Origin of the sequence: Dickeya oryzae (assembly GCF_009372235.1) — a bacterium.
Lineage (GTDB): Bacteria > Pseudomonadota > Gammaproteobacteria > Enterobacterales > Enterobacteriaceae > Dickeya > Dickeya oryzae.
In genome coordinates this window covers 12,804-34,678 of record NZ_SULL01000022.1, presented here as the reverse complement: position 1 = coordinate 34,678, position 21,875 = coordinate 12,804, and the positions used below count along the sequence as shown (strand labels likewise).

The following is a 21,875-nucleotide window of genomic DNA, read 5'->3' as shown; positions in this document are numbered from 1 at the left end:
CTCATGAAGTGTCAACGATTATTTTCGTTTCCGCTTCCTGACACCGCGCTGCGTTGCCGCTGTTGCCGTGTCAGTGGGGTCGCATTATAGGGCGTTCCTCGCCGACCGCAACCGGTATTTTTGATTAAATCGCGCGTTCGCTGCATTCCACAGCAAAAGGCCGGCTTATACCTTATTTTGCACAGAGTTATCCACAACCCTGGCATTTTTTTGAAATTTGGCGAGCATCACGCAAACGTTTTCGCTACAATTCCTCCCCTGATGAATGACACATATTCGTGGGTGCGTTAGCTGAATATTGGCGACTCAATCCGTATTTTTCTTTATATGACTGTCTCTATTCACGTAACGATTCACGTAACGCTCTTTAAAGTAAGAACCTAGTCAGGGGATCAAACCATCATGCAACAACGTCGTCCTATCCGTCGTGCTTTGCTCAGCGTATCTGATAAAGCCGGTATCGTTGAATTTGCCCAGTCTTTGTCACAGCGTGGCATTGAACTGCTCTCTACCGGGGGTACAGCGCGTCTGCTGGCCAACGCGGGTCTGCCGGTAACAGAGGTTTCCGATTACACGGGTTTTCCAGAAATGATGGACGGACGTGTCAAAACCCTGCACCCCAAAGTGCATGGCGGTATTCTGGGCCGTCGCGGCCAGGATGATGCCGTTATGGCACAGCATCATATCCAGCCAATCGACATGGTGGTCGTCAATCTCTACCCATTTGCCCAGACTGTCGCTAAAGCCGACTGTACGCTGGAAGATGCCGTGGAAAATATTGATATCGGCGGCCCGACCATGGTGCGCTCCGCCGCCAAGAACCATAATGACGTGGCGATTGTCGTCAAAAGCAGCGACTATACGGCAATCATCGAGGAGATGGATGCCAACGACGGTTCTCTGACTTACGAAACCCGTTTTGATCTGGCTATCAAGGCATTCGAACATACCGCCGCTTATGACAGCATGATCGCCAACTATTTTGGCAGCAAGGTTCCGGCCTATCATGGCGACACCACTCAGCCTTCGGGGCGTTTCCCTCGCACGCTAAACCTGAACTTTATTAAAAAGCAGGATATGCGTTACGGTGAAAACAGCCACCAGCAAGCCGCCTTCTATATAGAAGAGCATGTCTCTGAGGCATCGGTGGCTACCGCGCAACAAGTACAGGGTAAAGCGCTTTCCTACAACAACATCGCGGATACCGATGCTGCGCTGGAATGCGTGAAAGAATTCGCCGAACCCGCCTGCGTTATCGTTAAGCATGCCAACCCCTGTGGCGTGGCGATCGGTGATTCGATTCTGGACGCTTATGAGCGTGCCTACAAAACCGACCCGACATCGGCGTTTGGTGGGATCATCGCGTTTAACCGCGAATTGGATGAAGCCACCGCGCAAGCCATTATCAGTCGTCAGTTCGTTGAAGTGATTATTGCGCCTGCCGCCAGTGATGCTGCGCTGAAGGTTACTGCCGCCAAGCAAAACGTCCGTGTACTGATCTGTGGCCAGTGGCAACAACGTGTTTCCGGTCTGGATTTCAAACGCGTCAACGGTGGCCTGTTGGTACAGGATCGCGATTTAGGCATGGTAGACGCCGCTCAACTGCGCGTAGTCACCGAACGCCAGCCGACGCAAACCGAACTGCGTGATGCCCTATTCTGCTGGAAAGTGGCGAAATTCGTTAAATCCAACGCCATTGTGTATGCTCGCGATAACATGACTATCGGTATCGGTGCCGGTCAAATGAGCCGTGTTTACTCGGCCAAAATCGCAGGTATCAAAGCCAGTGATGAAGGGTTGGAAGTGAAGGGTTCCGTCATGGCATCCGACGCGTTCTTCCCGTTCCGTGATGGTATCGATGCCGCGGCTGCCGTTGGTATCACGTGTGTGATTCAGCCTGGTGGTTCCATTCGTGATGACGAAGTCATCGCTGCGGCTAACGAGCACGGCATTGCGATGCTGTTTACCGACATGCGCCATTTCCGTCACTAATCCGGGGCTATAACAATGAATATTTTGATTATTGGTAATGGCGGTCGCGAACACGCACTGGCCTGGAAAGCGGCCCAGTCTCCGTTAGCTGATAAAGTCTATGTGGCACCGGGTAATGCGGGCACTGCCCTGGAACCCGCGCTGGAAAACGTGAATATTGCCGCGACAGACATCCCGGCACTGCTGGATTTCGCTCGCCAGAACGCGATTGGCCTGACTATCGTTGGCCCGGAAGCGCCGTTGGTCATCGGTGTCGTCGACGCATTCCGCACCGCGGGCCTGAAGATTTTCGGCCCAACGCAGGCGGCAGCCCAGTTGGAAGGTTCCAAAGCCTTTACCAAGGACTTTCTGGCTCGCCAGCATATTCCAACCGCGGAATACCAAAATTTCACCGAGATTGAACCGGCGCTGGAGTATATCCGTCGCAAAGGTGCGCCGATTGTTATCAAAGCAGACGGTCTGGCCGCGGGTAAAGGTGTCATTGTTGCCATGACGCTGGAAGAAGCGGAAAACGCGGCCACCGATATGTTGGCGGGTAATGCGTTTGGCGATGCGGGTCACCGCATCGTGGTCGAAGAGTTTCTTGATGGCGAAGAAGCCAGCTTCATCGTCATGGTGGATGGCGAACACGTACTGCCGATGGCGACCAGCCAGGATCACAAACGTGTAGGTGACCAGGATTCCGGCCCTAACACCGGTGGCATGGGTGCTTACTCACCGGCACCGGTAGTCACAGATGACGTCCATCAGCGGGTCATGGATCAGATTATTTGGCCAACCGTGCGCGGCATGGCGGCCGAAGGTAACGTGTATACCGGATTCTTGTACGCTGGCCTGATGATTTCCCCGGATGGTCAGCCAAAGGTGATCGAATTCAACTGCCGTTTCGGTGACCCGGAAACGCAACCTATCATGCTGCGTCTGAAATCCGACCTGGTGGAACTCTGTCTGGCGGCGTGCGACGGCAAACTGGATGAGAAAACCTCTGACTGGGATGCCCGTCCATCACTGGGTGTGGTGTTGGCCGCTGGCGGCTATCCGGGGGATTACCACACCGGTGACGTCATTTCCGGCCTGCCAACCCAGGAAGCAACCGGCGGAAAAGTGTTCCATGCCGGTACCCGGCTTAATGGCGATGATGTCGTGACTAACGGCGGACGCGTGTTGTGCGTGACAGCACTGGGCCACAGCGTTGCCGATGCGCAGCAACGCGCTTACGAACTGGCTAAACCCATCCATTGGGAAGGCAGCTTTTGCCGCAGCGATATTGGCTATCGTGCCATCGCCCGTGAACAGAAAGCCTGACGATCCGTATTGCGCTTTAACAAGGGGCTGCGGCCCCTTATTTTTTGCTTTATGGCACCCGCTCTTTCCTGGGCCAGCATTCCCTGACTACCACGTTTCGGCGGTCGGCTCCCAGCGACAAAAATCGGCTTCGGCTACCTGCAACAATTGCGTACCTTCCGGCGACTCTAGCCAGGCGATGCCAAGTGGTCCACCAGCATGTTCGTTCTGTTGAGCAATCCAGGCCAGTGAAGCGCGATCAAAATCGGGGCGTACCGTTTTTCCATCACATGTGGTCACCTGACCTGTCTTCCAGTGCCCTTGCATCAATGACACCTTACCCGTTCGTAGCGAATCGCTTAGCGCCAGCAAACGTCGGGCGTCAAACTGATACAACGCAATATCGTCTTCCGACAGAGATTCCCGTCGGTCTGGCAACTGTCGCTGCATAAAGCTGACGTTTCCAGACTGTTCAAAACGCAGTCTGACTTCGCCCTGTGACGGCGAAGTGGCCGTCTGCTTCACTTCGCGCAATACGCCCTGCTGGAAGCGATACAGGGTTGTTTTGACATCGTTGCCTTGCAACGAACTGAATACCGTCACCAGCGTGGTGAGATGTTGTTGCGTGTCGTCCTTGCGCCATAACCTGACTACTCCGCGATCGGCCAGATAACCACTGGCAAACACAGCAGGCGTCGGCGAATGAGAACTACAGGCGGTCAGCCAGCACACCAGCACCGGAACAACCACCCGCATATATCGTCTGAAGAAAAGCAAAAGGGGCGAAATCGCCCCTCTGCTTAAACCTTGTATCAGCATGCGCTTATTTAACAGCGTCTTTCAATGCCTTACCAGATACAAACGCGGGCACATTAGCGGCAGCGATTTTGATTTCTTTACCAGTCTGCGGGTTGCGGCCAGTGCGCTCATTACGATGATTGACTTTAAAAGTACCAAAACCAACTAATTGTACTGCATCACCTTCTTTCAGAGACTCAGTAATCGCTGCCAGGGTAGCTTCCAGAGCAGCTTTAGCCTGGGTCTTGGAAAGGTCAGCTTTGTCAGCAATTACATCAATCAGTTGAGTCTTATTCATAAGTTATCCTTACAGTGTGTTTATCGCTTGCTAAGCATCGAGTGCGACGGAAATGCCATAACAGCACTCTCCTGCATACACGCACCGACAGCCACTTTTATTACGCCCCCCAAATGTAGACCAGACAGGGTGCGGATGTGAAGCCTAAAGACAGGCCATTTCAGGCCTTAAATCACGTTTTATCGCGTTATTGATACAAATTTATCCCAATGTTGCTGACTCCGGCTTCACGCAGGTCGGCGCGCAGTCCTTTTATCAGCTCAATATCGCGTTCTTCGCAGTCGGCCAGCAGGCGGAAAATCTCCCACTGGATATCCCATTCTTCTTCAACTGCGGGCAAGTCCTTTAACTCTTCATCGGTCATTTCCCGACCGGCTTGCGTCATTTCCAGCATCGCCACGGTGCGAATCGACGTTTCGCTAATGGTTACCGCATGTTCCAGCGTTTCACCACTCAGACGCGAATGCAGTAATTCACTCAGCGCCACGCAAGCATCAATGGCCGGATAAACACCATAAATATCGTAATCATCCGGCGCGGGGATGGCGTCTTCCAGTTTTTCTAACTGGCTATCGAAATTGACCTTGGCGTCTTTAACGACCTGCGTTTCCCATACCAAATCCAGTATGCGCCGGTAGAGTTGTGCATCCCCAAACCCGGTCTGCTGGCAGAACTCATGGTAGTTGGGGTACATACGTTCACAAAGGCAAGCCATAAAGGTGACATGCTGCCAGCTTGCCAGTTTTTCCAGACGCAAATGGATCGGGTTACGTAACATTGTTTATCTCAATAATAATGGGCGGCAGTGTAACGAAAATCACTACACTGCCATATACCTGAATTCCTAAAGTTTACTGCCCGGCATTATCCTACAGCCCGGCCTCACGTTGCCAGCGTTGAAACGCCGGACGGTTTGATGCCACCGCGTCCGCCCAACGGGTCGGTTCCGGAAGACGATACCCGTTCATGCAGCGCATGACCCACTGCAACGCGCTGTCCATACCGACACGATGACCGGTGGAAACAAACAACGGGTTGCAGCGCACCTTGCTACGCCATACCCAGCCGATCTGCTCATTTTTATCCAGCAATGGCTGCCGACTGCCTGCTGCGTCTGCCAGCGGCGAAAACTGCCCACACAATCGTCGCTTGGCAACACCTATCGTCGGTACGTTGACCAGCAAACCGAAATGACTGGCCACCCCCAGACGACGAGGATGAGACACGCCGTGCCCATCAACAAACAGCAAATCCGGCCGGTGCTGTAATTGTTCCCATGCCGCCATCAGCGCCGGATACTCACGAAACGACAAAAAACCGGGGATATAAGGCATCACCGTCGGAATGCGCGCAATTTGGTATTCCACCAGTTGTAGCGACGGATACGCCAGTACCGCTATCGCCGCACGGGTTACCGCGCCTTCCTGCTCGAAACCGACATCCGCACCGGCAATCAGCGCTGGTTGTTCAAAAGGCACATCATCGTAACGAACCACCAACGCCGCTTTATCACATTGCTCAGCGCGCAATGCCGGTATATCCATCAGGCCATGTCCTGATGATACGGTGCGGATAAACGGTGTACCGCTTCAACGAAGACACCGGCATGCTCCGGCGGCACATCCTGATGGATACCATGCCCCAGGTTAAACACATGACCATTGCCAGAACCGAAGCCCGCCAGAATGGTGGCGACCTCCTGCTCAATACGGGCAGGTGGTGCATACAACATCGACGGGTCCATGTTGCCCTGTAGCGCAACCCGGTCTCCCACACGACGCCGTGCATCGGCAATATCCGTCGTCCAGTCGAGCCCCAGCGCGTCACAACCGGTATCCGCCATCGCTTCCAGCCACTGACCGCCGCCTTTGGTAAACAACGTCACCGGTACACGACGACCATCATGTTCACGCTGCAAGCCATCGACAATTTTATGCATGTAGTGTAGCGAAAATTCACGGTAAGCCGGGCCACTGAGTGCGCCACCCCAGGTATCAAAAATCATCACCGCCTGCGCCCCGGCTCGAATCTGGGCATTCAGGTAAAGCGTGACGCTATCCGCCAGCTTATCCAGCAGTAAATGCAGCGTATGCGGCTCGGCGAACATCATTTTTTTGATGACGGTAAAGGCTTTGCTGCTACCGCCTTCAACCATATACGTCGCCAGCGTCCATGGACTGCCGGAAAAACCGATTAGCGGTACCGCGCCAGCCAGATTGCGGCGAATAGTCCGTACCGCGTTCATCACGTAACCCAGTTCAAGTTCCGGGTCCGGTATCGGCAGTTTTTTCACGTCGGCATGGCAGGTCACCGGTGAGGTAAAGCGCGGCCCTTCCCCCGCTTCAAAATAGAGACCTAACCCCATCGCATCCGGCACAGTGAGAATATCGGAAAACAGGATAGCGGCATCAAGGTTATAACGCCGCAGTGGCTGTAACGTCACTTCACAGGCCAGCTCGGCATTTTTGCACAGCGACATAAAATCACCGGCTTGCGAGCGAGTCGCACGGTACTCAGGCAGGTAACGCCCAGCCTGACGCATCATCCATACCGGAGTCACATCCACAGGCTGGCGCAACAGCGCACGCAAATAGCGATCATTTTTCAGATCAGTCATGGTCTTTTCCTTGTAACGCCTGCGTGCAGGCATGATTGTCGCTGGCAATGGCCGATCACTGATCAGCCTCACGGCACAGTACGACCGTGTCTTCAATCAAACGCCGGGCTACCGTACCCGGTGGCGGCAGTTCCGGCAAGCGGTCATAACGAAACCAGTTAGCATCCCGCAGTTCAGACGGGTCATGCTTCAGTTCTCCGCCGTCATAATCGGCCATAAACGCCATCATCAACGAATGCGGGAACGGCCACGGCTGTGAACTGACATAACGCAGGTTTTTGACGCGGACATTGCTCTCTTCCATCACTTCCCGCGCCACCGCCTGTTCCAGCGTTTCCCCTACTTCAACGAAGCCAGCCAACGTGGTGTACATATTGCCTTTGTGGCGTAAATGCTGCGCCAGCAAAATTTTGTCGTGATGGCGGATAGCCACAATCACACAAGGGGCGATTTGCGGATAGTAACGCTCTTTGCAGTGGTGACACAGGCAGGCCAACTCAGTAGTACTGGCTGACATTTCATGGCCGCAGTAACCGCAAAATCGGTGCGAACGGTAGAATTCCGCCAGTTGCACCGCACGGCCCGCCAACTGGAACAGCCCGGCATCCTGACTCAGCAGTTCACGTACCGACCCCATGTCGCTCGCCTTCTCCTGTAGCACCAGCCATACCGGTTCCCCCAGCCATTCGCCAACCTGACGGGCAGAACGCTGTTGCAGCTGCCACTGCGCCGCTGTTCCTTTCGGTAACTCGCCCTGAGGCAGCCAGATCTGGTGGCGGTGATATACCACCCACCACCCGCTTTCTTCACCTTTCAGCGTCACTTCCATCTCTTTTATCGCCCCGCTTATTATCAGGCTGGTCTGTCAGGCAGACCGTTGGTGTTTTCATCGACCTTGTCAACATGACGACATTCCGTCAGGCATTATCCGGCGCGGGTGAAGCCTTGGCAATGCACATCCCCAGAGGAATACCAGACACGGCGGACATTCGTTCATTGACGCCACCGCAGCACAGCGCATAAAGTAGCTGTAGTTTTGCAGTGGTTAATCGTTTTAATTGACCACGAGTGTTACGCCCCGCAAGGGGCCCTATCTTGTCGGAGTGCCCAACACGCCTGATGGCGCGTGGGCTGAGACCGTTAATTCGGGATCCGCGGAACCTGATCAGGTTAATACCTGCGAAGGGAACAAGAGTAATGATATCGCCCCCCAACACCATTCAGGGGAACGGGCGCAACAGTCAGGGCAACACGCCCTCTGCCGTTGCCAGCCAGCATCCGGCGATTACTCCCTCCGAACTCCAGACAAGCAATCTTCCCATTTAATGAACAGGAACTTGCTATGTCTACCGAATCCAAACTGCCCACGGAGCTGACGGCTTCTGGAGAAAAAACACCGTCCGGTCGTCGTGAACAACGTGCTGCGGCGCAGCAGTTTATCGATACGCTGCGCGGCTCAACCTTCCCAAACTCACAGCGGATTTATTTGACCGGCTCACGTCCGGATATTCGCGTACCCATGCGGGAAATTCAGCTAAGCCCAACGCTGGTGGGCGGTAGCCGCGACAATCCACGCTATGAACCTAACGAAGCGGTGCCGGTTTATGATACCGCCGGTCCCTACGGCGACCCTGCCATCACCCCAGATGTCCACCGTGGGCTTGGCAAACTGCGGGCCGACTGGATTGCCGAACGCGACGACACGGAAACCTTATCGCACGTCAGCTCCGGTTTTACCCAACAACGGCTGGCGGATAGTGGTCTTGACCACCTGCGTTTTGAACACCTGCCGCACCCCAGACGTGCCAAAGCGGGACGTCGCGTCACCCAGTTGCATTACGCCCGTCAGGGGATCATCACGCCAGAGATGGAATTTATCGCCATCCGTGAAAATATGGGACGTGAGCGTATTCGCGGCGCGGTTCTGCGCCAACAGCATCCGGGCCACAGTTTTGGCGCGTTGCTGCCGGACGACATCACACCGGAATTCGTGCGTCAGGAAGTCGCGGCCGGGCGGGCGATTATCCCCGCCAACATTAATCACCCGGAATCGGAACCGATGGTCATCGGCCGTAATTTTCTGGTGAAGGTGAATGCCAATATCGGCAACTCTGCGGTGACCTCTTCGATTGAGGAAGAAGTCGAGAAACTGGTGTGGGCCACCCGCTGGGGTGCGGATACCGTAATGGACTTATCCACCGGGCGTTATATTCATGAAACCCGCGAGTGGATCCTGCGCAACAGCCCGGTGCCGATCGGCACCGTGCCTATCTATCAGGCGCTGGAAAAGGTCAACGGCATCGCGGAAAACCTCACCTGGGAACTGTTCCGCGACACCTTGCTGGAACAGGCGGAACAGGGGGTGGATTATTTCACCATTCATGCTGGAGTGTTGTTGCGCTATGTCCCGATGACCGCCAAACGCCTGACGGGCATTGTGTCACGCGGCGGCTCCATCATGGCGAAATGGTGCCTGTCGCACCATCAGGAAAACTTCCTCTACCAGCATTTCCGTGAAATCTGCGAAATCTGTAGCGCCTATGACGTCGCCCTGTCATTGGGCGATGGCCTGCGCCCCGGCTCAATTCAGGACGCCAATGACGAAGCGCAGTTCGCCGAACTGCACACGCTGGGCGAGCTGACTAAGGTCGCCTGGGAATACGATGTGCAAGTGATGATCGAAGGCCCCGGTCATGTCCCGATGCAGATGATCCGCCGCAACATGACCGAAGAGCTGGAACACTGCCATGAAGCACCGTTCTACACGCTGGGCCCGCTCACCACGGATATCGCGCCGGGCTATGACCACTTCACGTCAGGCATCGGCGCGGCGATGATCGGCTGGTTCGGCTGCGCCATGCTGTGCTACGTCACCCCGAAAGAACACCTGGGGTTACCGAACAAGAACGACGTTAAACAGGGGCTTATCGCCTATAAGATCGCGGCTCACGCCGCCGACCTGGCGAAAGGGCACCCCGGCGCGCAGATCCGCGACAACGCCATGTCCAAGGCACGCTTTGAATTCCGCTGGGAAGACCAGTTCAATCTGGCGCTGGACCCGGAAACCGCTCGCGCCTACCACGATGAAACCCTGCCGCAGGAATCTGGCAAAGTCGCGCATTTCTGCTCGATGTGCGGGCCAAAATTCTGCTCGATGAAGATTACACAGGAAGTACGCGACTACGCCGCCCGTCAGGAAGCGCAACCGATCGACGTCGGCATGGCAAACATGTCCGCCGAATTCCGCGCTCGCGGTAGCGAGCTGTATCACACCGCGACCAGCCTGCCGCAGGAGGAACGCTAATGACCCGCGCGTTTCCCACCACTGATGCCCGACTGGGGCTTTATCCGGTGGTCGATAGCGTGGTATGGATTGAACGCCTGCTGGACGCGGGGGTTCGTACCATCCAGCTACGCATCAAAGACCAGCCAGCGGAGCAGGCCGAGCCGGACATCATCCGGGCGATTGCGCTTGGCCGTCAGTATCAGGCCCGGCTGTTCATCAACGATTACTGGCAACTGGCCGTCAGGCATCAGGCATACGGCGTACACCTGGGTCAGGAGGATCTTGATACGGCCGATCTGGCGGCAATCCATGCCGCCGGGTTACGACTGGGTGTCTCTACCCATGACGATGCTGAGCTGGCACGCGCCGTCGCCCTGTCGCCATCCTACATCGCACTGGGCCATATTTTCCCGACCCAAACCAAAGCCATGCCATCGGCACCGCAAGGTCTGGTGGAGTTGGCCCGTCATATTCGCGCGTTGAACGGGCGCTTTCCTACCGTGGCCATCGGCGGTATCAGCATTGACCGGGTACCCGCCGTGCTGGAAACCGGAGTCGGTAGCATCGCTGTGGTCAGCGCCATCACTCAGGCCGCTGACTGGCGCGCCGCGACCGCGACGTTGCTGCAATTGATCGAAGGACGGGAGGCGTAACATGCTCGATGATCAGGCATTTATGCGCTACAGCCGCCAGCTGTTGCTGGAGGATATCGGCCAGGAAGGGCAACAGAAACTGGCAGCCTCCCGCGTGTTGCTGGTTGGGCTGGGTGGACTGGGCTCACCGGCAGCACTCTATCTGGCGGCCGCGGGGGTTGGCACCCTGCTGCTGGCGGACCACGACACCCTACACCTCTCTAATCTGCAACGGCAGATTCTCTACCGTAACGCAGACCTGTCACACCCTAAAGCCGTGCTGGCCCGCCACGCGCTGGAAGCCATCAACCCACTGGTGCAAACCGTCGCGCTGATCACCCGACTTGAAGGTGAGTCGCTGGCAACAGCAGTGGAGCAGGTCGATCTGGTGCTGGACTGCTGCGACAACATGACTACCCGTCATGCGGTTAATGCCGCCTGCGTCGCGGCACAAAAACCGCTGATCAGCGCCAGCGCGGTAGGATTCAGCGGCCAGTTGCTGGTACTGACACCCCCTTATCCGCACGGCTGCTACGCCTGTCTCTACCCGGATACGACGGAACCCCAACGCAACTGCCGCACCGCCGGTGTACTTGGCCCGGTGGTCGGTGTGATGGGCACTTTGCAGGCACTGGAAGCGCTCAAATTGCTATGCGGATTACCCTCACCACTGGACGGCAAATTACGTCTGTTCGATGCACGCCAGCAGCAATGGACCACGCTGCAACTGGCACGATCAGCGACATGTCCGGTATGTGGGGGGCAGGCATGAAGATCCGGCTCAACGATGAAGTTATCGAACTGCACAGTGAGTTGACCGTCACGCAACTGCTTGAGCAGTTGGACCGGTTACAGCCTGGCACGGCGCTGGCCATCAATCACACCATCATCCCGCGTGATGCCTGGGCACATTCTGCCGTACGGGATGGTGATGACATTTTATTGTTTCAGGCAATCGCAGGAGGTTGAGATGCTGAAGATTGCAGATACAACGTTTACTTCCCGGTTATTAACCGGCACCGGAAAGTTTGCCGGTGCACAACTGATGCAGGATGCGCTGCGCGCCAGCGGCTCGCAACTGGTCACGCTGGCAATGAAACGGGTGGATTTGAAAGGCGGCAGCGATGCCATTCTGGCCCCGCTGCGTGAACTGGGCGTACACCTGCTGCCCAATACCTCGGGAGCCAAAACCGCTGAAGAAGCGGTATTCGCCGCCCGACTGGCGCGTGAAGCGCTGGGCACACACTGGGTGAAGCTGGAAATCCACCCGGACATGAAATACCTGTTGCCGGACCCGGTGGAAACGCTGAAAGCCGCGGAACAACTGGTGAAAGACGGCTTTGTGGTACTGCCCTACTGCGGTGCCGACCCGGTGTTATGCAAGCGTCTGGAAGACGTCGGTTGTGCCGCGGTGATGCCGCTCGGCGCACCTATCGGTTCCAATCAAGGGCTGCAAACACGCGACTTTCTGCACATTATCGTCGAACAGGCGCGGGTACCGGTGGTGGTGGATGCTGGCATCGGTGCTCCCAGTCATGCGGCAGAAGCCATCGAACTCGGTGCCGATGCGGTACTGGTTAATACCGCCATCGCCGTGGCACGTGACCCGGTGCAGATGGCGCACGCGTTCCGACTGGCGGTGGACGCCGGGGCGCTCGCCCGTCAGGCTGGTCTGGGCAGCCGTCAGCACCTCGCCAGCGCCACCAGCCCGCTGACCGGTTTTCTACGCCAGACGGAGGCCACCGAGTAATGGACACTCACGCTCAACCGTCGTTTGAACACCGCTGGCAACAGCTGGAATGGCATGACCTGACCCTGCGCATCAACAGCAAAACCGACGCCGACGTAGAGCGGGCGCTGTGCGCTGATCGACTCACGCGCGACGATATGATGGCATTGCTGTCGCCTGCTGCCAGTCGCTGGCTGGAACCACTGGCCCAGCGGGCGCAACAACTGACGCGCCAGCGTTTTGGCAACACCGTCAGTTTCTATGTGCCGCTGTACCTTTCCAACCTGTGCGCCAACGACTGCACCTATTGTGGTTTCTCCATGAGTAACCACCTCAAACGCAAGACACTCAATGAGCAGGAAATCCAGCGTGAGTGCGAGGCCATCAAGGCGCTGGGGTTCGACCACCTGCTGCTGGTGACCGGTGAACACCAGCGCAAAGTGGGAATGGATTATTTTCGCCAGATGCTGCCGTTAATTCGCCCGCAATTCAGTTCACTGATGATGGAAGTGCAGCCGCTATCGCAGGAAGATTACGCCGAGCTGAAAACCCTCGGGTTGGATGGGGTAATGGTGTATCAGGAAACCTATCACGCCAGAACCTATGCCCACCACCACCTGCGCGGCCACAAGCAAGACTTCGCCTGGCGGCTGGCAACACCAGACAGGCTGGGACGAGCCGGCATCGACAAGATCGGGCTGGGGGCGCTCATTGGACTGTCGGACAGCTGGCGCACCGACTGCTATATGGTGGCCGAGCACCTGCTGTATTTACAGCAAACCTACTGGCAAAGCCGCTACTCGGTGTCGTTCCCACGCCTGCGCCCTTGTGCTGGCGGCATTGAACCCGCCTCGTTGATGGATGAGGCACAGCTGATGCAGGTTATCTGCGCTTTCCGGCTGCTGGCACCCGATGTGGAACTGTCGCTCTCTACCCGTGAGTCACCGTTCTTCCGCGACCATATGATCCCGATTGCCATCAACAACGTCAGTGCGTTTTCCAAAACCCAACCGGGCGGCTACGCCGACGATCACCCAGAGCTGGAGCAATTCACCCCGCACGACAATCGCCGCCCGCAAGACGTGGCGGATGCGCTGGCGCAGGCTGGGTTGCAGCCGGTATGGAAAGACTGGGATGGTTATCTGGGAAGAACGGCGATTGAGTGACGTCGCGCCAGGATCGCCGCGACATCGGCGATCCATTCCTCACGATCTAGGCGATGCGATCAACCGCCGGGAAGATCAGGCTAAAACAGATCCGCCCGGTGGTTTGATTAACAGGATAGCATCGGGCGATCACCTCGCCGCCATGCAAGGTCATGATGGCCCGAACGATAGACAACCCCAAACCACTGGAGTCACTACTCGCGCTGCGGGTCGCATCCACACGATAAAATCGGTCAAACAGTCGCTCCAGCTGCTCCGACGGCAATAAAGGGCCGAGGTTGGTCACCGCAATCACAACCCCTTCAGGCGATGCGCTCGCACTCAACGTTATCGGGCTATCCGCATGCGCATACCGTACCGCGTTGGCAACCAGATTACTCAGCGCACGTTGGAACAAGAGCGCATCGACCGCCAGTGCCGCCTGGCCTTCATAACGCAGTTCGATACCACGCTCATCCGCCAGCATATCAAAGTAATCCGCCACCCGGCGCAGCTCGGCCTCCACGTCAACCGACACCCGGTTAAGTACCGGTTGCTCATGGCTGGCGCGGGCCAGAAACAGGATGTTTTCTACCATCCGCGACAGACGCTCCAGCTCGGCAATATTGTCCGACAGTAGCGTTTCATACTCTTCCACACTGCGTGGCTGATACAGCGCGACCTGACAATGCCCCATCAGCGCACCAATCGGCGTGCGAATCTCATGCGCCAGGTCGGCAGAAAATTGGGTTAATCGCTGATAACCCTCGTTGAGACGATCCAACATGGCGTTAAAAGCACGAATCAATTGCCGCACTTCCTGCGGGGCATCGGCATCGCTGACACGGGTGGATAAGGTGTTCGGCGCAATCGCCGACGCCTGCGCCGCCATGCGCCATAACGGCGAGAGACCACGGCGCAAAACCAGATATCCCAACGCCGCTATCAATATGAACGCGGCTACCACCGCCCCCACCACCCGCCAGAGGTAATGTTCCAGCATGCGTTGCTCATTGAGCATCACATGGGCGGCGGCAATCTGCAGCAATTGCCCGTCATTGAGCCGAACCTGGGCGGCTATCGCTCGCATCGGCACGCCATCAGCGGTAACACCACCCTGTACGCTGGAAACCCGCAACGGCGAGCTCTCCGCCACCGGCGTTAATGGCGGCAGTGAAATATGCGCCGGATTAACGCTGATAAGCGGCTTTTGCCCCGGTAGTGAAAACAGTAATACATCCTGCTCACTCCCCAGCATGTTCTCAAACAGGCCGGTATTACTGGTCAACACCGGCAGCGTAAAATTCTTCCCCAACAGGTGGCGGTAATAGTCAACGCGCCCGGTGACCTGCAAATCACTACGCCGGTACATTTCCTGCCACAGCGCACTATACAAATAGCTGCCCGCCAGGCTGACCACCAGCGCGGCAACTAACGCAAACAGCAAGCTGCAACGGGTCTTCAAGGAGATAGCGCGCCAGCGCTGAAGCCAGTGGTTCATGAACGCGGCTCGCAGACATAGCCAATACCACGCACCGTGTGAATAAGCTTGATATCGAACGGTTTGTCTATCTTGGCGCGCAAGCGTTTCACGGCCACATCCACCACGTTGGTATCACTATCAAAATTCATGTCCCAGACCTGCGAAGCAATCAAGGTACGCGAGAGCACCTCACCTTCGCGCCGCACCAGCAGGTGCAGCAGCATAAACTCTTTATTGGTAAGCGGGATCACCACCTCTTGCCGGGTAGCCTTACGCCGCAATACGTCGAGGCGTAAGTCCGCCACAGCGTAGTGATCGGCTTCACGTACCACACCCCGGCGCAGCAACGTGCGAATACGCAACACCAACTCGGTAAACGAAAACGGTTTGATCAGGTAGTCGTCGGCCCCCAGTTCCAACCCGTGAATACGGTCGTGTAACTGGTCGCGCGCCGTCAGAAACAGCACCGGTACATCACTTTTTTTACGCAGCATCTCAATAATTTGCCAACCATTAAGCCCCGGCAACATTACATCCAGAATGATGACGTCGTAACTGTGCTCAAGCGCATTAAATAACCCGTCGGTACCGTTACGTGCCAGATCAACGGCATAACCCGCTTCAGTGAGTCCTTTTTTCAGGTAATCGCCGGTACTGCCATCGTCTTCAACCACCAGAATACGCATTGTCTCTACTCCCGCCTTCGGATGGAACCGGGCGTTATCATAGCAACTCCAGCCCCCTGACTTGATGACATTAATGTCATCAAATCGTCATCCTGACGACCGGAACGCCTCACCATGATGGACACACGCCAACTCAGGGGAAATCCATCATGACAACACATCGTTTTGCCGGGCTGTTGCTTTCTTCTTTACTGCTTTGTAGCCACGTGGCCAGCGCCGCCGACGCGCCAGCCAAACCACCATCACCCATCCGCGGCACCATTACGGCGGTATCGGACACACAGTTGCAACTGACTGACCGCAAAGGGCAGAAAGTCGATGCCACGTTGACCGCTGACACCCGCGTGATGAGCATCAGCAAAGCCGAACCGGGTGATATCAAACCCGATAGTTTTATCGGCACCGCGGCCATCCCTCAGCCTGATGGCACGCTCAAAGCACTGGAAGTTCATGTCTTCGATGCCAGCCTGCGTGGTACCGGCGAAGGTTTCCGCCCGTGGGAATCCGCTGACGGGAAAAGCGGCACCATGACCAACGGCACCGTCGGCAAGCTGGTTAACAGCAACGGCCGCACACTGACCGTGACTTATAACGGCGGGCAGAAAACCGTGGTAGTACCGGACGACGTGCCTATCGTCAGCATCGCCCCCGGTGATCGTAGCCTGCTGAAACCTGGCGCCCATATCGTGCTGTTCTCACGGCTTGACGATCAGGGCAAGCGCATTGCCGTAGCGGTTTCCGCCGGTAAAGACGGCACCGTCCCCCCCATGTAACCGGAGTCCGCCATGTCGCCATCCCGCCGCCCGATACACGCCTGGCCCGTCAGGCTTGCCCACTGGCTCAATCTGCTGGCTATGACAGGCATGTTCATGAGCGGCTGGGAAATTTATAACGCCTCGCCGTTATTCAACTTTCATTTTCCAGCCACGATGACATTGGGCGGCTGGCTCGGCGGCGCGATTGGCTGGCATCTGGCGGTGATGTGGCTGTGGGCGGCGAATGGCTTACTGTACGTGATGTGGAGTCTCGCCAGCGGCCACTGGCGGCAGCGCTGGTTGCCACTCAGTCTCAGAGCGCTCTGGCATGACATTCACCAGACGCTCACCCTGCGCTTACGCCATACGTCCCACCAGTACAACGCCATCCAGAAACTCATGTATTTCGGTGTCATCGCGCTCGGCGTACTGCTGGTGCTATCCGGGCTGGCAATCTGGAAGCCGGTTCAGTTGTCCTGGCTCACTAATCTGTTGGGCGGTTTCGCCACCGCCCGTTATGTCCACTTTCTGGCGATGAGTGGCATTGCGCTATTCGTGGTCATCCACGTCCTGATGGTACTTATCGTACCGCGAACCCTGTGGGCCATGCTGACCGGAGGCAAACATGAGTGACAAACCACAGCGCCGCGCTACGCTGATGCTGGAGCCGAGCCAGAAAAAGCAGTTGGTCAATCTCGAACGCCGCCTGATGCTGCGCTCCGGGCTGACGCTTGGCGCAGTCGCGATGCTGACGGGCTGTAATATGCAAGATGGTGACAGCATCGATAAAGTCTTGTGGGCGATGTCGCGCTGGAACGATCGGGTTCAAGCCTGGTTATTCAGTGGGCAGCGTCTGGCTCCCAGCTACCGACCCGATCAGGTCACCCAGCCGTTTCCCTTCAACGCGTTCTACCCGGAATACAACGTGCCGGATATCGATCTGGACAGCTATCGCCTTGAGGTCAGCGGTAAGGTCGAAAAAAAGGGCGTCTGGACGCTGGAACAATTGCGCCAGCTACCGCAGGAAACACAAATTACGCGACTTATCTGTATTGAAGGCTGGAGCGCCATCGGCCAGTGGCGTGGCATCCCGTTACGTCTGTTTCTGCAACATATCGGGGCTGACCTGAACGCCCGTTACGTCGGCTTTAAATGCGCTGACCGCTACTATTCCAGCATCGATATGGCCACAGCCCTGCATCCGCAAACCATTCTGGCGCTGGAATTCGGCGATCAGACGCTGCCGCCAGATTACGGCTACCCACTACGTTTGCGCGTTCCCACCAAACTTGGCTTCAAAAACGCTAAACACATCGCCGCACTGTTCGTCAGCGATACCAACCCCGGCGGCTACTGGGAAGATCAGGGGTATAACTGGTTTAGCGGCATTTGAATCATAGCCCGCTACACCGTTGCCTCGCCTTCGCCCTTGACCAGCGTCTGTTCGATCGCCGCTCCGATCGTCGCTATCGTCTGCTCGATGTGGGGTGTCATCGGCATCGCGAAGCTCAAGCGTACGCCATGACGGTATTTGCCTGATGCGGAAAACAACGCCCCACCAGCAACATGGATCTTATCTTTGCGCAGTGTCTGACTGAGCTGTACGCCATCAAATGACTCGGGCATTTCCACCCATAAGACGAAGCCGCCCTGTGGCCGACTGACGCAAATGGTATCGGGGAAATAGCGACGCACCCAGCAGGTGAACCGCTCCAGATTACGCTGGTAAATACCGCGCATACGCCTTACATGCGGCTGATAATGTCCCTGCCGGATAAACTCCGCTACCGCCAGCTGCGTACAAACCGCAGAAGAACCGGTGCTGGTGTATTTCATATGCAAAGCCCGGTCGAGATAGCGCCCCGGTGCCAGCCAACCCACACGCAATCCCGGTGCCAGCGTCTTGGAAAACGAACTGCACAACAAGACCCGCCCCTCAGTATCCATCGACTTCAGCGTTGCCGGACGTGGGTATTCGTAAGCCAATTCGCCATACACATCATCCTCGATAATGGCGATATCGTAGCGCTGCGCCAACGTCAGCAACGCGCGTTTGCGTTGTAACGGCATGATGAATCCAAGCGGATTATTGCAATGCGGTACCGTGATCACGGCCTTGATTGGCCACTGGTCCAACGCCAGTTCCAGCGCTTCCAGATTGATACCAGACGTGAAATCGGTTGGGATCTCAATCACCTTGATATCCAACCCGCACAAGATCTGCAAAATGCCGTGAAACACCGGGGATTCCACAGCGATGATATCCCCCGGATGCGCCAGTGCCCTCACCGCCACCGCCAGCGCCTCAGTGCATCCTGTGGTCACCACAATATCGTCAGCCGATAGCTGACAACCACTATCCACCATGAGTCGGGCGATTTGCTCCCGCAGCACCGGTACCCCGGCCAGATTATCGTAGGTAAAGGAGGAGACCAGTTGTTTCTGCCCGATACGTTGCAACTGCTTCCACAGCGGTTTGAGTGTGCTCTGGGTAAGATCGGGTACGCTACTGCCTAAAGAGATTGTCTCCGGGTCCAGTCTGGCATTGACCAGTTCCAGTACCGCGCCCCATTTTTTTACCTCAACCGGGCGCTGCACCGGTTTACTCATCGCCGGTATCGGCGGTTGGTTTTTTCCAGCACGAACGAAATACCCGGAACGGGGCAGTGGTACAATTAACTGCTGTTGCTCCAGCAGATAATACGCCTGCTGCACGGTACTGATGCTGACGCCATGCTCCTGGCTCAGCGCCCGAACGGATGGCAAGCGCTCGCCACTCTGATACAGCCCTTGTTCAATGCGCTGTGTCAGTAACGTCGCCAAAAGTTGATATCGCGTCATCACCCGTTCCCCTTATTCATACCGTACCCACTATCACCATACAGACAATCATCAAAACCGCCATTCAGATCGTCTTTGACGACATCTGTATTAAAAACAAACCCGAGCTCTGTCTATAAAACCATACAGATGCACTTGCCATAATGATGTTCCCATCGCTTACGGAGAATAACCATGACACAGCATCTGACGCCTCGCTCTCTATTGCAGCGCCTGTATCGCCTGGTACAAAACCAGTACCAGCGACACCAAACCCGCAAGATACTCAATGAGCTGGATGATCGTCGCCTGCGGGACATCGGCCTGACACGACACGATATTCGCCATCTCTAGTGCCAGTAGTCTGCAAGTCAAACGCCAATACGCCTCTTCATCAAATACGCTATCTGTATCTGTCTTCTTTAAACCACGAAGTGGAAAAGAGGAACAGGTACAGATCGCCATAAAAAAGGTCATTCAGATCGCGTAATCGCGCTTCTGTATCTTCAGAATAGTCATTTCCTGCATCTGTATCCTAATACTCCCCAGCGGCACACTGATTTCCGACACAGCTCATCGGAGATTGCTCTATGGCACAGCCACCACGCCGCCCACATACCCGTCTCAGCCTGCATGTTCTTCTTCACCATACCCGCCAGCATTGGCACGCCTGGCGGCAGCGGCGACGAGCAAGAAAAGCACTGCGCCGGTTAGATAACAATCAACTGGAAGACATCGGGCTAACTCGCAGGGATGTAGACAATTTTTGGTAGCCAAAAATAAACGATAGAGAATGGAGCAACACTGCAATAAGGCAGACGATGCGAGACAACGCGCAGAAAAAGGTAATGGATACAAAGAGAGAACGATAGCTTGCGTACCACCACGCACATCACCAGACAGCCCGTCGCCAGGCCAGGCGGATGGTTGCTACAGTGCACGGGCTGATACAGCCGGAACCGGAGTCAACCACCGGTTCCGCCGCCTCCAGGCCAGCGTGGGGGAGAGAAAACCACGCTGGCTGTCAACATCGTGTCGGGCTACTCGGTTGGGTAGCCCGGCATCGCCCACACGGACGGCCAGTCTCCCGGCTGCCCACCGTTACATTCAGGCTGATAGTTGTAAGCCACAAGCTGGAACGTTTTACCGTCAAACACCCACTGTGCGCTTTCACCGCAGTCGGCGATACCACGCCCTTTCGCGGAGTGATACAACATACCGCTTTCCGGGTCATAGTCCACTTCGGTAAACCAGCGGATTTTTTCTTCACGGCTTTCCACCGTACGTATAGGTCGAGGCAACTCCAGCAACTGCGCTGCTTGCGGGTTATTGCGTGGCGTAACAAACAGCATGCTGGAGGACTGATAGGCCCCCATACCACAATTGAGCATCACCAGCGCCAGTTCGTTGGTCAGCGGTTCCGCCTCGCTGAGCTGGCGGGCCTCTTTACTGAGCCCACAGTCTTCCTCTTCCAGTAGCGTCTTTTTGGCGTTAATGACTGCATTTATCAACACCTTGGCATTAGCCAGTGGCGGAGGTTGGGTATAGGCTGGACTAATTTCCTGCCCTACCGGTATCGGGGGAACCAGCGAGACATCACCCGTACCGACCTGTAATAACGCACTGCGATTATTCAAACGCCCTTGTCGTTCATCAGCCAGTAATAACGCCGCATTCAAACCGTTAAGCGAGATAGATTCTTCCTGATTATTACTCTGACTGCCGACATGTTCAGACAACGACAACCGCTTAGCGTTTTTAGCGGCCAGAACAAACTGCTGAATCACATCCAGTTGTTCGGTATGGACATAGTACGCTCCCTCTTCCTCATCAGTCTGCCAGGCAGGCTGCGTCAGAGGGAAACGGACGCCATCCAGATACAAAGCCTGACGCTTGTCAGCCAGATCGAAGTCCAATGAGATTTTGCCCTGAGCGCCAGCTTCACGCTTTAGCGTCACGCGAAGATACGGGTCATTATTCCTGATATCGCAATCATTCAGGTTGTTGCACGTTATCTGCCAGTGCCGAAATACCTTCTGCACCGGGGTCGGATAACCGGAAGGCATCTCGCCTGCGCTAAATGCACTGCTGGACAACAAAACCAGAATGATGCCTGAAAGCGCTGTGTTAAATCGCATCGGACATTCCTTATGAAACTGCCATGCTGATGTTATAACGCAATTATGTCTTTTCCCCGCATCCAAAAAAACGCTGAAAGCGTTTTTTAACGTCGCCTGTGACGGCCCGTAGGGTGAGTTCCGCCGTCAGGTGGAACGAATCACAAAACGCTGAAAGCGTTTTTTAACGTCACTTGTGACGGCCCGTAGGGTGAGTTCCGCCATCAGGTGGA

At 56.0% G+C, this 21,875-nt stretch carries 24 protein-coding genes and 1 riboswitch; of the genes, 14 read left to right on the top strand and 10 right to left on the bottom strand.

The window, feature by feature from the left end; all coding sequences use genetic code 11:
- Positions 1-402: 402 nt before the first annotated feature.
- Positions 403-1,992, top strand: coding sequence for a bifunctional phosphoribosylaminoimidazolecarboxamide formyltransferase/IMP cyclohydrolase (gene purH, locus FAZ14_RS19830; RefSeq protein WP_153509087.1), 1,590 nt, complete (start codon positions 403-405; stop codon positions 1,990-1,992).
- 15 nt (positions 1,993-2,007) lie between these two features.
- The gene (gene purD / locus FAZ14_RS19825; RefSeq protein WP_153509086.1) at positions 2,008-3,297 is read left to right on the top strand and encodes a phosphoribosylamine--glycine ligase; all 1,290 of its coding nucleotides are present in this window, start codon (positions 2,008-2,010) and stop codon (positions 3,295-3,297) included.
- An 87-nt stretch (positions 3,298-3,384) separates the two neighbouring features.
- Here purD and FAZ14_RS19820 read toward each other — a convergent pair whose 3' ends face one another.
- From FAZ14_RS19820 to nudC, 6 genes are all read right to left on the bottom strand, one after another.
- Positions 3,385-4,095: a DUF1481 domain-containing protein gene (locus FAZ14_RS19820; RefSeq protein ID WP_153509085.1), complete on the bottom strand. Its 711-nt coding sequence runs from the start codon at positions 4,093-4,095 to the stop codon at positions 3,385-3,387.
- A gap of 4 nt (positions 4,096-4,099) precedes the next feature.
- The gene (gene hupA, locus FAZ14_RS19815; protein WP_012882985.1) at positions 4,100-4,372 is read right to left on the bottom strand and encodes a nucleoid-associated protein HU-alpha; all 273 of its coding nucleotides are present in this window, start codon (positions 4,370-4,372) and stop codon (positions 4,100-4,102) included.
- A 187-nt stretch (positions 4,373-4,559) separates the two neighbouring features.
- Complete coding sequence (locus FAZ14_RS19810; RefSeq protein ID WP_012882984.1) at positions 4,560-5,150, bottom strand: YjaG family protein; 591 nt, start codon at positions 5,148-5,150, stop codon at positions 4,560-4,562.
- 91 nt (positions 5,151-5,241) lie between these two features.
- The gene (nfi, locus tag FAZ14_RS19805; RefSeq protein WP_153509084.1) at positions 5,242-5,916 is read right to left on the bottom strand and encodes a deoxyribonuclease V; all 675 of its coding nucleotides are present in this window, start codon (positions 5,914-5,916) and stop codon (positions 5,242-5,244) included.
- Positions 5,916-6,989 carry a uroporphyrinogen decarboxylase gene (gene hemE, locus FAZ14_RS19800; protein WP_016943855.1) on the bottom strand — a complete coding sequence of 358 codons (1,074 nt, stop codon included), beginning with the start codon at positions 6,987-6,989 and terminating at the stop codon, positions 5,916-5,918. Before hemE ends, nfi begins: the two co-directional genes overlap by 1 nt.
- 55 nt (positions 6,990-7,044) lie before the next feature.
- Positions 7,045-7,818: an NAD(+) diphosphatase gene (gene nudC, locus FAZ14_RS19795; protein WP_038906759.1), complete on the bottom strand. Its 774-nt coding sequence runs from the start codon at positions 7,816-7,818 to the stop codon at positions 7,045-7,047.
- 260 nt (positions 7,819-8,078) lie between these two features.
- Positions 8,079-8,194, top strand: a riboswitch (TPP riboswitch).
- Between nudC and FAZ14_RS20410 the strand changes: the two genes are divergently transcribed.
- The 7 genes from FAZ14_RS20410 (at position 8,187) to thiH (ending at position 13,802) form a co-directional block, all read left to right on the top strand.
- Entirely contained in the window at positions 8,187-8,315 is a 129-nt protein-coding gene (locus FAZ14_RS20410) for a hypothetical protein (RefSeq protein WP_263009799.1), read from the top strand. (Overlaps the previous riboswitch by 8 nt.)
- Before the next feature lie 16 nt (positions 8,316-8,331).
- Positions 8,332-10,293, top strand: coding sequence for a phosphomethylpyrimidine synthase ThiC (thiC, locus tag FAZ14_RS19790; RefSeq protein ID WP_153509083.1), 1,962 nt, complete (start codon positions 8,332-8,334; stop codon positions 10,291-10,293).
- Positions 10,293-10,928: a thiamine phosphate synthase gene (gene thiE / locus FAZ14_RS19785; protein WP_153509082.1), complete on the top strand. Its 636-nt coding sequence runs from the start codon at positions 10,293-10,295 to the stop codon at positions 10,926-10,928. The genes thiC and thiE overlap by 1 nt, the downstream gene beginning before the upstream one ends.
- Position 10,929: 1 nt before the next feature.
- Positions 10,930-11,679: a HesA/MoeB/ThiF family protein gene (locus tag FAZ14_RS19780; protein WP_153509081.1), complete on the top strand. Its 750-nt coding sequence runs from the start codon at positions 10,930-10,932 to the stop codon at positions 11,677-11,679.
- Positions 11,676-11,876: a sulfur carrier protein ThiS gene (gene thiS, locus FAZ14_RS19775; RefSeq protein WP_016943860.1), complete on the top strand. Its 201-nt coding sequence runs from the start codon at positions 11,676-11,678 to the stop codon at positions 11,874-11,876. Before FAZ14_RS19780 ends, thiS begins: the two co-directional genes overlap by 4 nt.
- Position 11,877: 1 nt before the next feature.
- The gene (locus FAZ14_RS19770; protein ID WP_153509080.1) at positions 11,878-12,657 is read left to right on the top strand and encodes a thiazole synthase; all 780 of its coding nucleotides are present in this window, start codon (positions 11,878-11,880) and stop codon (positions 12,655-12,657) included.
- Positions 12,657-13,802: a 2-iminoacetate synthase ThiH gene (thiH, locus tag FAZ14_RS19765; protein ID WP_153509079.1), complete on the top strand. Its 1,146-nt coding sequence runs from the start codon at positions 12,657-12,659 to the stop codon at positions 13,800-13,802. The genes FAZ14_RS19770 and thiH overlap by 1 nt, the downstream gene beginning before the upstream one ends.
- A gap of 46 nt (positions 13,803-13,848) precedes the next feature.
- Here the strand turns inward: thiH and FAZ14_RS19760 are convergent, their stop codons facing one another.
- Both FAZ14_RS19760 and FAZ14_RS19755 read right to left on the bottom strand, forming a co-directional pair.
- Positions 13,849-15,282, bottom strand: coding sequence for a heavy metal sensor histidine kinase (locus FAZ14_RS19760; RefSeq protein ID WP_153509078.1), 1,434 nt, complete (start codon positions 15,280-15,282; stop codon positions 13,849-13,851).
- The gene (locus FAZ14_RS19755) at positions 15,279-15,950 is read right to left on the bottom strand and encodes a heavy metal response regulator transcription factor (RefSeq protein WP_016943864.1); all 672 of its coding nucleotides are present in this window, start codon (positions 15,948-15,950) and stop codon (positions 15,279-15,281) included. Before FAZ14_RS19755 ends, FAZ14_RS19760 begins: the two co-directional genes overlap by 4 nt.
- Positions 15,951-16,099: 149 nt before the next feature.
- Here FAZ14_RS19755 and FAZ14_RS19750 point away from each other — a divergent pair, with 149 nt between their 5' ends.
- Genes FAZ14_RS19750 through FAZ14_RS19740 form a run of 3 tightly spaced genes read left to right on the top strand, consistent with a single transcriptional unit; the run spans position 16,100 to position 18,098 of the window.
- Entirely contained in the window at positions 16,100-16,723 is a 624-nt protein-coding gene (locus FAZ14_RS19750) for a hypothetical protein (protein ID WP_153509077.1), read from the top strand.
- A gap of 12 nt (positions 16,724-16,735) precedes the next feature.
- Positions 16,736-17,338 carry a cytochrome b/b6 domain-containing protein gene (locus FAZ14_RS19745; RefSeq protein WP_153509076.1) on the top strand — a complete coding sequence of 201 codons (603 nt, stop codon included), beginning with the start codon at positions 16,736-16,738 and terminating at the stop codon, positions 17,336-17,338.
- The gene (locus tag FAZ14_RS19740; RefSeq protein WP_153509075.1) at positions 17,331-18,098 is read left to right on the top strand and encodes a molybdopterin-dependent oxidoreductase; all 768 of its coding nucleotides are present in this window, start codon (positions 17,331-17,333) and stop codon (positions 18,096-18,098) included. Before FAZ14_RS19745 ends, FAZ14_RS19740 begins: the two co-directional genes overlap by 8 nt.
- An 11-nt stretch (positions 18,099-18,109) precedes the next feature.
- Here the strand turns inward: FAZ14_RS19740 and FAZ14_RS19735 are convergent, their stop codons facing one another.
- Positions 18,110-19,546 (bottom strand): aminotransferase-like domain-containing protein, encoded by a 1,437-nt coding sequence (locus FAZ14_RS19735; protein ID WP_153509074.1) that lies wholly within the window; start codon positions 19,544-19,546, stop codon positions 18,110-18,112.
- A gap of 174 nt (positions 19,547-19,720) precedes the next feature.
- Here FAZ14_RS19735 and FAZ14_RS19730 point away from each other — a divergent pair, with 174 nt between their 5' ends.
- Positions 19,721-19,879, top strand: coding sequence for a DUF1127 domain-containing protein (locus FAZ14_RS19730; protein ID WP_080578358.1), 159 nt, complete (start codon positions 19,721-19,723; stop codon positions 19,877-19,879).
- 236 nt (positions 19,880-20,115) lie between these two features.
- Positions 20,116-20,298: a YjiS-like domain-containing protein gene (locus FAZ14_RS20510; RefSeq protein WP_153509073.1), complete on the top strand. Its 183-nt coding sequence runs from the start codon at positions 20,116-20,118 to the stop codon at positions 20,296-20,298.
- A 267-nt stretch (positions 20,299-20,565) separates the two neighbouring features.
- Here the strand turns inward: FAZ14_RS20510 and FAZ14_RS19720 are convergent, their stop codons facing one another.
- Positions 20,566-21,663: a DUF1176 domain-containing protein gene (locus FAZ14_RS19720; protein ID WP_038906747.1), complete on the bottom strand. Its 1,098-nt coding sequence runs from the start codon at positions 21,661-21,663 to the stop codon at positions 20,566-20,568.
- Between the last annotated feature and the right edge of the window lie 212 nt (positions 21,664-21,875).